This window comes from Sphingomonas sp. R-74633 (assembly GCF_013416555.1).
In the GTDB taxonomy this organism is placed as follows: domain Bacteria; phylum Pseudomonadota; class Alphaproteobacteria; order Sphingomonadales; family Sphingomonadaceae; genus Sphingomonas.
This window is the reverse complement of sequence record NZ_JACCFG010000004.1, coordinates 270,011-282,673: the sequence shown is the minus strand read 5'-3', so window position 1 is coordinate 282,673 and position 12,663 is coordinate 270,011. Positions and strand designations below refer to the sequence as shown.

Sequence of the window (12,663 nt, the reverse complement as noted above, 5' to 3'; positions counted from 1 at the left end):
ACCCAGGTTAATTCCGAGTGGAAGCGGCGCTCAGTAGAGATGCAAGGGCGCGGTTCATCGGCGCGTCGATCCCATGCTTCGCGCCGAGGCGAACGATCACCATGTTGCGGGCATCGACTTCGGTCAGCCGGCCGGCGGCGAAGTCGGCGTGGAGCGAGTTGACCGATTGCGGGTGCGCCCGCTTCGTCCATTCGACGACCTTGTCGGCAAGGCCATCCTTCAGGTCGGCGCCCTCGGCCCGGCCCACTGCGATGCATTCGCGCACCAGCGCGCGCATCACCTCGGCGACAGGCGCGTCATTGGCGACTTCGGCCGGGCGCATCGTGAGCGCGCTGACGATGCCCGAGCAGTTGATCGCAAGCTTGCGCCAGGCGGCGGTGACGAAATCGGGGGTGGTCTGCGCATCGATCGAGCTATCGGCGAACAGCGCGACGAATGCCTCGCCGGCATCGCCCTCGGGCACATGGATGGTGCCGTTGCGGCGCTGGACGATGCGTCCGGGCGCGTTGCGTTCGACGGGCAGGTCGATGATCACCGGCACGGTCCGCTGCGCGGGCACCTGCGGGAAGCGATCGCGCTGCTCGACGCCGTTCTGGATCACCGCGAGCCGGGTGGAGGGGCCCATCAGCCCGGGCAGCCAGGCGGCCGCGCCAGCGCAGTCATAGGTCTTGGTGGTGCAGAGCACCCAATCGACTTCGCTGGCCGCGGCAGGATCGGTGAGGATAAGCGGGGTGGCGCGAATCAGCCCCTCGGGCGTTTCGACTTCGAGGTCATCGAGGGGCGAGCGCGCGCAGACGGTGACGTTGTGGCTCTGGGCGAGCCAGGCGGCGAGGGTGCCGCCGATGGCACCCGCACCGATCACCGCGATCCGGACCATCAGATGCCGCCCAGATAGTCCATCTTGCCGACCGGCGCGCCCTTGTGGCGCAGGATCGCGTAGGCGGCGGTGATGTGGAAATAGAAGTTCGGCAGCGCGAAGGTGGTGACGTAGGGCAGGCCCTTGAAGTGGAAGCTGCGATTGGGCGTCTTCACTTCGATATCGGCGTCTTCGCGGCCGTCGACCGCTTCACGCGGGACCGAGTTGAGGAACGCGACGGTCGCGGCGATGCGCGCCTGCAACTCGTCGAAGCTGGTTTCGGTATCCGCCATCGCCGGGGCTTCGATCTGGCCGAGCCGCGCCATCGCGAACTTGGCGCCATCGCTGACGCGCTGGATCTGCCCGACGAGCGGGGCCATGTCCTCGGCCAGCCGCGCGCTAAGCAGTTCTTCGTGCGCAATGCCCTGTTCGTCAGCCCAGGCGCGTGCCTTGTCGAGGAACGCGGACAGCGCCTTGAAGCCGCGCAGGAAGACGGGGACCGTGAGGTCGTAGAGTTCTGTTGCCATGCGCGCGGAGATAGTGGGGGCGGGACGGCTGCGCAACGGTACAAAGCTCCTCCCTCTCTCCTCCGGGGAGAGGGCCGGGGAGAGGGGCCTATCGATGGTGGGCCGCACAGCCCCTCTCCCGGCTTCCCCCGGCTTTCGCCGGGGTCGCCACCCTCTCCCCGGAGGGGAGAGGGAGACAGGCTGGATCAGAACGCGGCGCGCAGGGTGAACTGGACGAGCGGGCCGGAATGCTCGCGCTCGATTTCATATTCGTCGAGGTCGCCGGCGGCGCGGTTCTCAAGGATCTCCTCGAGCGAGTCGCCGTCATATTTGCGGAAGTCCTCATACTTCACGCGGTCGAGCAGGTTCTGGGCCGAGACGCGCAGCACGATGTGCTTGCCGATGCGCTTCTCGATAAAGGCTTCGAGGTCCGGATCGTAGCGCAGCTCCACCGTCTCGTCATAGTTCGACTCAAGCGACTTGGAGCGGCCCGAGATCGTCGCGCCGAAGCTGACGTCCGCCGCCTTCACCGTCTGGATGAAGCCGACATTGTAGACATGGTGCGGCTGGGCATTGAAGCGGCGCTTCTCGCCGGTGAACGGGTCGGTCGTCCGGCTGTCGAGATAGGTATAGTTGGCGAAAATGCCGGTGTCGGGAAGCCCCAAGAAGGTCAGCGGCGCCGACAGGTCGAACTCGACGCCCCAGGCCTGGCCGTCACCGATATTCTGCGGACGGAAATCCTGGCCCGGGCCGTTGTCGCGGATCGCGACGAGTTCGATCAGGTCGCTGATGTCGCGGTAGAAGAAGTTCACCCCGGCGATGCCGCTGCGGCCGAGGCGGCGCTCATAGCCGACATCGACGCCCCAGGCGCTCTGGTTCCGGAGGTCCGGATTGCCGGTGGTGGTGTCGTCGTCGCCCGGCGTCTCGTCATATTCGATCGGCGACAGCAGATCATAGTCCGGGCGGCGGATCGTACGGGCGACCGAGGCGCGGAACTGGTCGGCGCCGCTGGGTGCCCAGCGCACGCTCAGCGAGGGGTTGAGGATGCCGTTGTTGAACCCGCCCGAAGCGGTGGTCGCAGTCACCTTGCGGTCGACGATCTCGTAGCGGGCGCCGCCGTCGATCGTGAGCGACGAGCCCAGATCATAGGTGAGGCGGACATAGGGCGAATAGCGGTTCTCGCGGATACGGAAGATGTCGGTGAGGATGCCGTCGTTCAGGCCGTCGCGGGTCTTGAACAGGAAGTCCGAGCCGATCTTCAGCTTGAACGCGCCGCCGTCATAGCTGCCCGAGAGCGTGCCGCTGAACTCGCTGTCCTTGATGTGGAGCTCTTCCTCCTCGTCGAGGTCGAGATCGCTATAGTCGTTCTCATTGTCGCCCTCGAACGTGGTGGTCCTGGTGTTCTCGCGATACTGGTTCCAGCCGCCGGCAAGTCCCAGCTCGACGCTGTCGCTCAGCGGCAGCTTCGCATCGGCGGTGACCGCATAGGTCTGCTGCTTGATGCGCTCCTGCTGCACTTCGACGCCGTCGAAATCCAGGTCCGCGTCTTCGAGCGTGACCGACTGCTCGTCTTCGTCACGATGCGTGTCGACGAAGAAGCCGTTGAGGCGCAGGCGGCCGCCATCGCCGAACCGCGTGGTGATTTCGGCGCTGCCCGACAGGTCGCTGCCGTCGCGCGTGTCGCTCTGGGCCTCGAAGTCACTGAACTCGGGATCGGTGACGTATTTGCTGGTGTTCGGATCGCCGGGGAAGCGCTTGTCGCTGGTCACCGGCTCGTCGCCGAAGCGGTACGAGACCTTCGCCTTGGGGTTACGGCGCTTCTGATAGTTGAGCGCGACCCAGTAGTCGGTGCTCTCGCTGAGCTTGCCGGCAAAGGCGGCGGCGGCCGAGGGGCGGATCACGCCGTCGCGGGTGTTGAGCAGCGCGCCGACCTTGCCGAAGCCGCCCTTGAAGCTGGTCGCTTCCTTGGTGACGACGTTGAGCGTGCCGGCGACGCCGTCGCTCGGCTGGTCGGGGCGGGGCGCGCGGACGATCTCGATGCGCTCGACCAGCTCGGCCGGGATACGATCGACGAAGAAGCTGCCATCGGCCTCGCCGCCGGGCGCGCGGCGGCCGTTGATCAGCACGTTGGTGAAGCCGCCGGGCAGGCCGCGGAACTGGACCTGGTCATATTCGAGCACGTCCGACGTGAAGGTCGCGCCGGGGACGCGCTTCAGCATCTCGCCGACCGAGATCGGCTCGAACTTCTGGAAATATTCGAGGTCGTAGGACAGCACCGGGTTCGGATCGGCGGTGCGGTTGCGGAAGAAGATCTGGCCGGTGACCAGGATCTCGTTCGCGCGCTGCTCCTCGGCGGGGGCATCGGCCTCGGTCGTGGGCCGGGCGGTATCCTGGGCCTGGGCGGTGCCGGCCGCCAGCGTGGACGCGAGCACAGCCAAAGCGGCGCCGCCAAGTAAGCGCGAAATGTTCATGTCGATCTTCCCCTTTACCAAGGGGCGACCCGCCCCCGCTCTCAGCAGGGGCTCAACAGGACCAACATGAACGGTACACGGCGGTACGGCGTCACCGTCGTTACACTAATGTTTCTTTTGTGAGACTGCAGCATCCGCGCAACATTTTGTTGCGCGGATGTGTCCGATCAGTGGACCGTGCTGGCTTCGAGTGCCCGACGGGCCGGGGCAGGGGCGCGGCCGTTCGGCGCCGCGATGGTGAAGCTGGCGGCGCTGTTGGCGAGCGTCTCGACTTCCTGGGTGAGGTTGCGCGCGGCGGCGGAGGTTTCCTCGACCATGGCGGCATTCTGCTGGGTGCCACGGTCCATGTCGCCGATCGCCTCGCTGACCTGGCTGATCGCGTGGCTCTGCGCGTTGTTGTCCTCGGCCATGGTGCCGATCAGGGCATGGACCTGGCCGACATCGCCGGAGATATCGGCGAGCGCGCCGTCGACCTTCATCACGGCCTCGACCGCGGTGACAACTTCGGCCTGGGTCTGGGTGAGCTGGTCGCGGGCGCGGCCGGCTTCTTCCTCGGCGCGCATCGCGAGCGCCGAGACGAGGTCGGCGACGACCGCGAAGCCGCGGCCCGCTTCGCCGGCACGGCCGGCTTCGACCGCGGCGTTCATCGCCAGAACGCGGGTCTGGAAGGCGATCTTGTCGAGGCCCTCGATGACGCTGTCGATGCCCTTGGCGGACTCGCTGACGCGGCCCATCGCCTGGACCGCCTCATCGGCAACCGCGCGGCCATTGCCGACGACTGCGATCGCGCCGTCGGCGCGCGACAGCGTCTCGCTGGCGGAAAGCGCGATCGACTTGAGGCGGTGATCGATGGCGTTCACCGCGGCGTTGGTCTCTTCAAGCGTCGCGGCGTTGCGCTCGGTGCGCTGGGCGAGGTCCTCGGAGGCCGAGGCGATCTCGTTGGCGCCGGTGCGGATATTCTCGGTGCCGGTGACGACATTGCCGATCAGCGCGCGCAGGCCCTGCGCGGCGTCGTTGAAGCTGCGCTTGAGCGCGGCGAAGGGGCCGGTCAGTTCGGCAGTGACTTCGATGCTGAGGTCGCCGCGCGCCATCGCGTCGAGGCTGGTGCCGATCGTGTCGACGATCAGGCGGGTCTGGGTTTCCTTGGCGGCCTCGGCGGCCTTGAGCTTGTCGCGGAACGCGTCGATTGCCTGCGCCATGCCGCCAAGCTCGTCCTCGCGGGCGGTGTGCGGCACGGAAACCGAGAGGTCGCCGCCGTCGAGCGCGCGCATCGTGCCGGCGAGATCGAGCAGCGGCTGGACCAGGAGGCGCTTGGCGGTGCGGGCGAGCAGCAGCGCCGCGCCCATGCCGGCGAGCAGCGTGATCGTCAGGATGATCATCGCGATCATGCCCATCGTCGCGGCGCTCGAGGCGACCTGCTTGGCATGCGCCTCGATCGCTTCCGACGCTGCTTCCATCGACGTTTCGAGCGCGTGGAACTGCTGCATGAAGGCGGGAAGCTGCGCGTGCGCGGCGTTCGCATCGGCGCCGGCGGCGTCGACGATCTGCTGCGCGGCGGCGGCATAGGCGTCGACCGGCGCCTTGAGCTTGCTGGTGGCGGCGACGATGCTGGCATCGCCCTGGAAGGCCGCGTCGGTCTCGATGTTCTTCGAAAGCGTGGCGAGGTGCGACTTGAGGTCGTCAAGCACTTCCTGGCGATTGCCGCCGACCAGGCCGTTGAGCACGTCGGCGCGAACCGCGTCGTGCATCATGTCGGCTTCCATGTGATTCTGGAGAAGGCCGGCCGCCGCGGTCTGCTCGGCGATCGCGCTGTTCTGCTTCATCGCGACGAACAGGCCGGTGCCGCCCGAAACGGCGGTAATTCCGATCAGGATCGCGGCCGCCTGCGTGGTGGCCTTGTTGAGCGAGGTGATCTTCACAAGCATCTCCGAACGGAATGCCCGCGGCATCCTTCTTCAGCCCAATTATAGGTCGTCCGAACCGAAGCTGGTCCGGACCCTCTATTATTGTTGCTCGGGGATGAAGGTTTTGGGGCTGACGAAATGCGTTCGATATTATGCGGGGGCCTGCCGGCTCTGGGACTGTTCTTTTGCGCGGCTTCGGCGCAGGCGCAGGAGGCACAGGAGCCCGCGCTCGATCTCGCCGCGACCTATCGTGTCGACCTGTCGGGCGTGGCCGCGGACGGCCGCCGGATGCGCAGCTTCGGGCTCGACGACCTGAACGTCGAGGCGAATGGCGACCTCGACCAGCTGGTCGGCTGGAAGGGCGCGAGCTTCCATATCGACGTGCTCAACAATCTGGGCGACCGACCCAACGACGTGGCTGCCACGCTGCAGGGCATCGACAATATCGAAGTCGCCGCACCCAAGCTGCGCCTCTTCGAGATCTGGGTGGAGCAGAAGCTGGGCAAGGGCACCACGCTGCGCGCCGGCCTCTACGACCTCAACAGCGAATTCTATTCGAGCGACGCCTCGGGCCTGCTGATCGCCCCGGCGTTCGGCGTGGGCTCCGAGATCGCCGCGACCGGACCCAACGGCCCCTCGATCTTCCCGACCACCGCGCTGGCGGTACGGCTCGACCAGCGCTTCGGCGGCGTCGGCTTTGCGCGGGTCGCGGTGCTCAACGCCACCGCGGGTGCGCTCGGCGATGAGCATGGATCGGCACTCGACTTCCATCACGGCGTATTGCTGATCGGCGAGGCGGGCGTGGAGAAGGACGGCGACAAGTTCGCGCTCGGTGCCTGGGGCTATTCCCAGCGCCAGGACGACCTCACGCAGGTGGATGGCGCCGGCGACCCGGTCCGCCGCGACGCGCGCGGCGCCTATGTGATCGCGCAAAAGGCGCTGGGCGACCCGGACCGTCCCTTCGCGACCAGCCTGTTCGTCCGCGCCGGCATCTCCGAAGGCAAGACCACGCCGTACAAGGGCGGCTGGCAGGGCGGCCTGTTGCTGACGCACCTCGTCCCCGGACGCGACGACAGCCAGTTCTCGTTCGGCGTGAACCAGGCCTATCTCTCGGAAGGCTATCGCGATCTGCTGCGCGGCGACGGCGTACACACCGCCGCGACCGAGAATGCGATCGAGCTGACCTATTCGGACAAGCTCACCAAGTTCCTGACCTTGCAGCCGGATCTGCAGATGATCTGGAACCGTGGCGGCGATGCGGATGCGCAGCGCGTCACCGTGGCGACCTTGCGTGCGACGCTGGAGTTCTGACGGTCGGGAGCGCTTCGATTACTGTAAATCGAAGCGCAAACCGCTGATACGGAACGGTAAAGTTCGATTGAACCGTTCAGGATATATATTGTCCTGACGTGGCATAACACTTGGCTATGCCTGACCTTCATCTTCGTTGCATTTGGCGCATATTGCAAATTGACCTTGGTGTATTGCGTCAATAGATCACCGCCCTTCGGTTTTTGAGGGATAGGAAGATGCCCGTTACGTTCGCGCCGGAAGCAATTTCGGCAATGGTGCCGCGCAAGCTGCGCGAGATGCACAATCATCATTTCGATTCGACCGTGTGGAACGACCTGGTCTTCCGCGACGACGATGTGGTGGTCGCTACCTATGGCAAGTCGGGCACGACCTGGACGCAGCAGATTGTCGGCCAGCTGATCTTCGGCGGCGATCCCGATATATCGATCGCCGAAGTCTCGCCCTGGGTCGATCTGCGCGTGCCGCCGGCGCTGATGAAGCTCGCCGCGCTCGAGGCGCAGACGCATCGCCGCGTGATGAAGACGCACCTACCGGTCGACGCGCTGCGTTTCAGCCCCGAGGCCAAGTATCTCTATGTCGCGCGCGACGGCCGCGACGTGGCGTGGAGCCTGCACAACCATCATTTCAACGCGACCGATGCCTGGTTCGCGGCGCTCAACGATACGCCGGGCCGCGTTGGCCCGCCGATCGGGCCCGCCAACCCCGACATTGCCGAATATTTCCGCGAATGGCTCGAGGCCGATGGCGCGCCGTTCTGGCCGTTCTGGGAGAATGTCCGCACCTGGTGGGCGATCCGCGACCTGCCCAATGTCCACCTCGTCCATTTTGAGGCGCTGAAGCGCGACATGCCCGGCGAGATCCGCAAGATCGCCGACTTCCTCGACATCGACGTGGCGCCCGAAGCCTGGCCGCAGATCCTGGAGCATTGCAGCTTCGACTGGATGAAGGCCAATGCCGCCAAGGCCGCGCCGCTGGGCGGCGTGTTCTGGGATGGCGGCGCCGAGACCTTCATCAACAAGGGCACCAATGGCCGCTGGCGCGATGTGCTCAGCCGCGCCGACGTGGTGGTCTATGAGGCGATGGCCGAGGCCGAACTCGGCCCCGAATGCGCCGCATGGCTTGCAAGCGGCGTGGCGGCGTAACGGCCACCCGCTTGCAGATCGAGGTCCATGCGCCGAAGTAGGGCGCATGGACCTCGATGCTTTGCTCGCCCATTATTTCGACACCGACGAGCCGGAAGCGCTCGATGCCGCCACGCGTGAGCGCGGTGAGGAGCGGCTGCGCATCGATTTCGGCGTGGAGCAGGAGCCCTCGCGCAAATTCGCGCTCTGGGTGGTGATGGAAGGGCTCGGCATCGCGCCCTTGCCCGCCGAGGCCTTCGAGAAGGAGCCGGCGCTCAAGGCAGCCGCCGAGCATTATCTCGACGCGGCCTGGAAGCTCGAGCGGGACTAGCCCGCCTTACCGCGCGCTCGGCGCGCCGGGCTGCGCGAACAGCGCCTGCGCGGCGCGCTTCTCGGGCGTTTCGTCGGCACCATAGAGCAACGGATAGACGACCTGGCGCGCGAGATCGGCATGGTTCTGCCGGACGAGCTCCTGCGCCATGTACAGCCGCGGCGCCGGGGCCGCAGGCACCGCGCGGATCGCGAGCGCCAGCCCGCGCATGGCGCTGTCGGGCACGCGTTCGCCGGCGCGGGTGAAGCTCTGGAAATAGGCGATCAGCGGCTGTGGTGCCTCGCCATCGAGCTGGATCGCACGCTCCAGCACCTTGCGCGCGGCGGCGAGCGTGGCGGCGCGATCGGGGGCGGGGCCGGCGACTGCCTGGCCGGTGAGCGCCACGCCCTTCCAGGTAAGCGCGCGGACATCGTCGGGCGTCTTTTCGAGCAGGCGTTCGGCAAGCGCCAGGCAGGTATCGGAATGGCCGCCGCGGCACTCGGCCTCGGTCTGCACCAGCATCGCCTCGGGCTCATAGGGCAGCGCCGCCAGCCTGGTGCGGAGCTGGTCGAGCCAGGTTTCGGCGGGACTGGCGCCGTCGGCGGGGAAGGGCGCCAGACGCGCGCCGAGCTGAAGCCGCGCCTCGATCATCGCCGCGCCGGTTACCGACAGGCGCGAGATCAGCGGCGCTTCCTCGCGCGCCGGCGGCTTGGCGGTGCGCGCGAAATACATGGCGCTGGTGCGATAGGCGGTCAGGTCCGACTTGAGCTTGCGCAGGTCACCGAAGGCCTGCGCCGCCTCCGGCATCGGCGTGCCGCGCCCGATCGCGATCAGATAGGTGCGGAACTGCTTGCTGCGCTCGGCCTTCAGGTTCGAGAACAGGAAATAATGGGCGACCAGCCAGGCCTGGTAGGGGTTCCACTCGGGCTTCGAGGCGTCGAGATAATTGCCGGTTACCACGTCCGCCACGTCGATCGGGCGATAGGAGCGGAAGAACTCGCGATAGCCCAAGGGAGGGCGGGCATAATCGACCGCACCATCGTCACGCACCACCAGCGTCGAGAAGATCGCGCCGACCCCGTCGACATACCAGCGCGGGAAGACCTCGGTCGTGTGGGTGCGCAGGAAATGCTGCGCGAACGCCGAGTAGACTACCGCCTCCCACGAGCGGACGAGCGGCTGGTGGAAGACCGAGACATCGGTGCATTGCTGCGCGCCTTCGGCCAGCGCTTCCGCGCAATCGATGTCGTCGGCGCGCTTGGTGTTCAGGTCGAGAAGCTGCGACTTGCGGGCGATCGCGATCACATCGCCATCCTCGCGCGGATCATAATAACGCTGCTCGGCGAAGCTGCCGGTATAGGGGCCTTCGAGCCCGCGCAGATTCTGCAGGCCGAGCCGGGTCGAGAAGCCGCGGTCGCCGAACAACGTCACCTGGAGCTTCACCGTCGGGTCGCTTCGCGCATTGCCGCGATAGATGCGCGACATCAGGCTGTGGAGCTTTTCGAGATTGGTGGTGACCCGGCGGAGGTCGGCTTCGCTGCCGTCGCTATAGACGATCAGATGCGCGGTTTCGGCGCGCTTCCAATCGCTCTTCTGCTCGTCGGCCTTGCCCTTCACGACGATATTGTCGGACGGGGGCTGGACCTGCGCCCGGGCGAATGCGGGGGCGAGCAGGCAGAGCAACACAGCACAGTAGCGGCCGATCGGCATGACACTGTTCCTGGAGTTCGAGCGCGGAACTTAGGCTTGTCGCACTTTCGGTCGAAAATCGCGACGGATCAACAGTATCTGCGTTCGCACGGGCAGATGACGATCGCGTGAAATCTAGGCGCCGCAGCCTTCCGCCCGGCCGAGCAGGAAGCGCCGCTCGGCTTCGTTGCGGGTGAGCGAGGCGGCGCGCTCGAACTCGGCCTTCGCCTCTGGCAGCCGGCCGGCGCGGTAGAGGAAATCGCCGCGGGCGGCGGGGAGCGGCGCATAGTTGCGCAGCATTACGGCTTCGCCGAGTGCGTCGGCGATGGCGAGGCCGGCTTCGGGCCCGAACGCCATGCAATAGGCGACTGCGCGGTTGAGATCGATGACGGGGGAGGGGAGGATCTCGCGCAGCCGGTCATAAAGGCCGGCGATGCGGGGCCAGTCGGTATCCTCGGCGGTCAATGCGCGGGCATGGCAGGCGGCGAGTGCGGCCTGGAGCGCATAGGGGCCGTCGGCGCCGCCGAGCGCCTCGGCGCGGTGCAGCGCCGCGAGGCCGCGGGTGATCATGCCCCGGTCCCAGCGCGCGCGGTTCTGCTCGGTCAGCGGCACGAACGAACCATCGGGCGCGGTGCGGGCGGCGAGGCGCGAGGACTGGATCTCCATCAGCGCGAGCAGGCCGTGGACTTCGCTTTCCTGCGGCGCGAGCCCGGCGAGGATGCGTCCGAGCCGCCGCGCCTCGTCGCACAGCGCCGGGCGGACCAGGTCCTCGCCCGCCGTGGCGGCATAGCCTTCGTTGAAGATCAGATAGACCACCTCGAGCACCGAGGCGAGGCGTGCCGCGCGCTCGGGGCCGCGGGGGACTTCAAAGGCGAGGCCGGCAGCGCCGATCGCCTTTTTGCCGCGGACGATGCGCTGGGCGATCGTCGGCTCGCTGGTCAGGAAGGCGCGGGCGATCTCGTCGGTGGTCAGCCCGCCGATCAGCCGCAGTGTCAGCGCCGCGCGCGCATCGGGCGAGAGGATGGGGTGGCAGGCAGTGAAGATCAGGGCGAGCAGCTCGTCGCCGACATCGTCGTCCATTGCGGCCTCCAGCTCTTCGACGCTGGTATCGCGCACGCTTTCGAGGTCGCGGCCGATCTCCTGATGCTTGCGTGCGGCCATCTTGTCGCGGCGCAGACCATCGATTGCGCGGCGCTTGGCGGCGGCCATCAGCCAGGCGCCGGGATTGTCGGGCACGCCGCTGCCCGGCCACTGCGCGAGCGCGATCACCAGCGCGTCCTGCGCCAGCTCCTCGGCGCGCCCGACATCGCGCAGCATTCGGGAGAGCCCGGCGATCAGCCGGGGCTGCTCGATCCGGAACACCGTCTCGATCGTGCGCTGGGTTTCGCTCGCCGCCACGCCGCCTGTGTTACCCGCTATGCGCGGTTCGACAAGCGGCGGGCGGCGACCGATGCGGGCTCAGCGGCCTTCGGTCTCGGCGCGCAGCCGGGCCTCGCGCTCGGCGATCTCCGGGGTGAGGATCTCGGCGAAATCGGCCATCTCGAAATGCGGGCGGATCTCGATCTCGCTGGGCCCGAACATCGGGTTGGGGCAGCGCTTCACCCACTCGACCGCCTCGTCCATGTCCTTGACGTTCCAGATCCAATAGCCGGCGACGAGCTCGCGGGTCTCGGCGAACGGGCCGTCGATCACGGTGCGGCTGGGGCCGTCGAACGCGACGCGCTTGCCGGCGGAGCTGGGCTTGAGCCCGTCACCGGCTTCCATGATGCCGGCCTTCACCAGCTCCTCGTTGAACTTCATCATCGCGCCGAGCAGCTCGGTGGTGGGCATCACGCCCTTCTCGCTGTCCTCGGTCGCCTTCACGAATACCATCACGCGCATCGTTCTTCTCCTCGAGTCACTCGAAGCCTTCTTGCCTCGCATCCTGACGACGAACGGGGATCAGGGGAATCGACAGGGCACGAAAATTATTTTGCGGCGGGCGCCTCAATCCTTGCACACCTGCACCAATGCCATCCGCATCGGTTCGCCGCCGAAGCCGGGAAAGACCTGGTTCTCGACCACGATATTGCGGCAGGGCTGGCCCCGCCGGTTGAGGATTGCCTTCTTGCCGGTGCGCGGCGGGGCCTTGGCCGTCTGTGCCGCGCCGCGGGTCGCGGGGCAGGCGCCCTGGGCGACGAGCTGCTTGTAGACTGCGCCCTCCTGCGCTTTGGCCCAGGCGTCTGCACTCGCCTTGCCCTGGGTCTTGTGGCGCGAGACATAGCCATCGATCAGCCGGCGCTTCTGTGGCTCGGGCAAGGAGTCGATCGAGCATTGCCCGGTCTTTTGCACAGGCTGCGCGGGCGTGGCCTCGACGGGCGGAACGGGCCCGAGGATAAGCAGGGCAGTCGGCAGGTGTCGCAGCACATTTCTCTCCAGCAATGCCGCCGCCCCGCGCGCATTCTCGCCAGAGCGATGTGACAGAGGCAATCGCCGTGGCCCCGGATGGCCGC

General features: G+C 67.1%; 11 protein-coding genes. 3 read left to right on the top strand and 8 right to left on the bottom strand.

Translation table 11 applies throughout. From position 1 onward, the window contains the following. Window positions 1–7 precede the first annotated feature (7 nt). From HZY97_RS14740 to HZY97_RS14725, 4 genes are all read right to left on the bottom strand, one after another. A complete protein-coding gene (locus tag HZY97_RS14740) occupies window positions 8–877 on the bottom strand; it encodes a 2-dehydropantoate 2-reductase (protein WP_180145229.1) in 870 nt (289 codons plus the stop codon). Beyond that, complete coding sequence (locus tag HZY97_RS14735; RefSeq protein ID WP_180145226.1) at window positions 877–1,383, bottom strand: DUF1993 family protein; 507 nt, start codon at window positions 1,381–1,383, stop codon at window positions 877–879. Before HZY97_RS14735 ends, HZY97_RS14740 begins: the two co-directional genes overlap by 1 nt. 185 nt (window positions 1,384–1,568) lie before the next feature. Then, on the bottom strand, window positions 1,569–3,833 hold the full coding sequence (locus HZY97_RS14730) for a TonB-dependent siderophore receptor (protein ID WP_180145224.1): 2,265 nt from the start codon (window positions 3,831–3,833) through the stop codon (window positions 1,569–1,571). Between the two features lie 167 nt (window positions 3,834–4,000). Further along, the gene (locus HZY97_RS14725) at window positions 4,001–5,758 is read right to left on the bottom strand and encodes a methyl-accepting chemotaxis protein (RefSeq protein ID WP_373684377.1); all 1,758 of its coding nucleotides are present in this window, start codon (window positions 5,756–5,758) and stop codon (window positions 4,001–4,003) included. Between the two features lie 117 nt (window positions 5,759–5,875). Between HZY97_RS14725 and HZY97_RS14720 the strand changes: the two genes are divergently transcribed. From HZY97_RS14720 to HZY97_RS14710, 3 genes are all read left to right on the top strand, one after another. Beyond that, complete coding sequence (locus tag HZY97_RS14720; RefSeq protein WP_257215088.1) at window positions 5,876–7,048, top strand: carbohydrate porin; 1,173 nt, start codon at window positions 5,876–5,878, stop codon at window positions 7,046–7,048. A 218-nt stretch (window positions 7,049–7,266) separates the two neighbouring features. Continuing rightward, the gene (locus HZY97_RS14715; RefSeq protein ID WP_218943082.1) at window positions 7,267–8,193 is read left to right on the top strand and encodes a sulfotransferase domain-containing protein; all 927 of its coding nucleotides are present in this window, start codon (window positions 7,267–7,269) and stop codon (window positions 8,191–8,193) included. 46 nt (window positions 8,194–8,239) lie between these two features. Beyond that, window positions 8,240–8,503 carry a hypothetical protein gene (locus tag HZY97_RS14710; protein ID WP_180145222.1) on the top strand — a complete coding sequence of 88 codons (264 nt, stop codon included), beginning with the start codon at window positions 8,240–8,242 and terminating at the stop codon, window positions 8,501–8,503. Between the two features lie 6 nt (window positions 8,504–8,509). Here HZY97_RS14710 and HZY97_RS14705 read toward each other — a convergent pair whose 3' ends face one another. The 4 genes from HZY97_RS14705 to HZY97_RS14690 form a co-directional block, all read right to left on the bottom strand. After that, window positions 8,510–10,192 carry a hypothetical protein gene (locus tag HZY97_RS14705; RefSeq protein ID WP_180145218.1) on the bottom strand — a complete coding sequence of 561 codons (1,683 nt, stop codon included), beginning with the start codon at window positions 10,190–10,192 and terminating at the stop codon, window positions 8,510–8,512. 114 nt (window positions 10,193–10,306) lie between these two features. Continuing rightward, window positions 10,307–11,569, bottom strand: coding sequence for an RNA polymerase sigma factor (locus HZY97_RS14700; protein ID WP_180145215.1), 1,263 nt, complete (start codon window positions 11,567–11,569; stop codon window positions 10,307–10,309). Window positions 11,570–11,629: 60 nt separating this feature from the next. Then, window positions 11,630–12,052, bottom strand: coding sequence for a YciI family protein (locus HZY97_RS14695; protein ID WP_180145212.1), 423 nt, complete (start codon window positions 12,050–12,052; stop codon window positions 11,630–11,632). A 105-nt stretch (window positions 12,053–12,157) separates the two neighbouring features. Beyond that, entirely contained in the window at window positions 12,158–12,577 is a 420-nt protein-coding gene (locus tag HZY97_RS14690) for a hypothetical protein (protein ID WP_180145209.1), read from the bottom strand. Window positions 12,578–12,663: the final 86 nt, after the last annotated feature.

Coding starts and splice junctions, on each gene's coding strand:
- HZY97_RS14740 (WP_180145229.1), bottom strand. CDS start 877: ATGGTCCGGATCGCGGTGATCGGTGCGGGTGCCATCGGCGGCACCCTC.
- HZY97_RS14735 (WP_180145226.1), bottom strand. CDS start 1,383: ATGGCAACAGAACTCTACGACCTCACGGTCCCCGTCTTCCTGCGCGGC.
- HZY97_RS14730 (WP_180145224.1), bottom strand. CDS start 3,833: ATGAACATTTCGCGCTTACTTGGCGGCGCCGCTTTGGCTGTGCTCGCG.
- HZY97_RS14725 (WP_373684377.1), bottom strand. CDS start 5,758: ATGCTTGTGAAGATCACCTCGCTCAACAAGGCCACCACGCAGGCGGCC.
- HZY97_RS14720 (WP_257215088.1), top strand. CDS start 5,876: ATGCGTTCGATATTATGCGGGGGCCTGCCGGCTCTGGGACTGTTCTTT.
- HZY97_RS14715 (WP_218943082.1), top strand. CDS start 7,267: ATGCCCGTTACGTTCGCGCCGGAAGCAATTTCGGCAATGGTGCCGCGC.
- HZY97_RS14710 (WP_180145222.1), top strand. CDS start 8,240: ATGGACCTCGATGCTTTGCTCGCCCATTATTTCGACACCGACGAGCCG.
- HZY97_RS14705 (WP_180145218.1), bottom strand. CDS start 10,192: ATGCCGATCGGCCGCTACTGTGCTGTGTTGCTCTGCCTGCTCGCCCCC.
- HZY97_RS14695 (WP_180145212.1), bottom strand. CDS start 12,052: ATGCGCGTGATGGTATTCGTGAAGGCGACCGAGGACAGCGAGAAGGGC.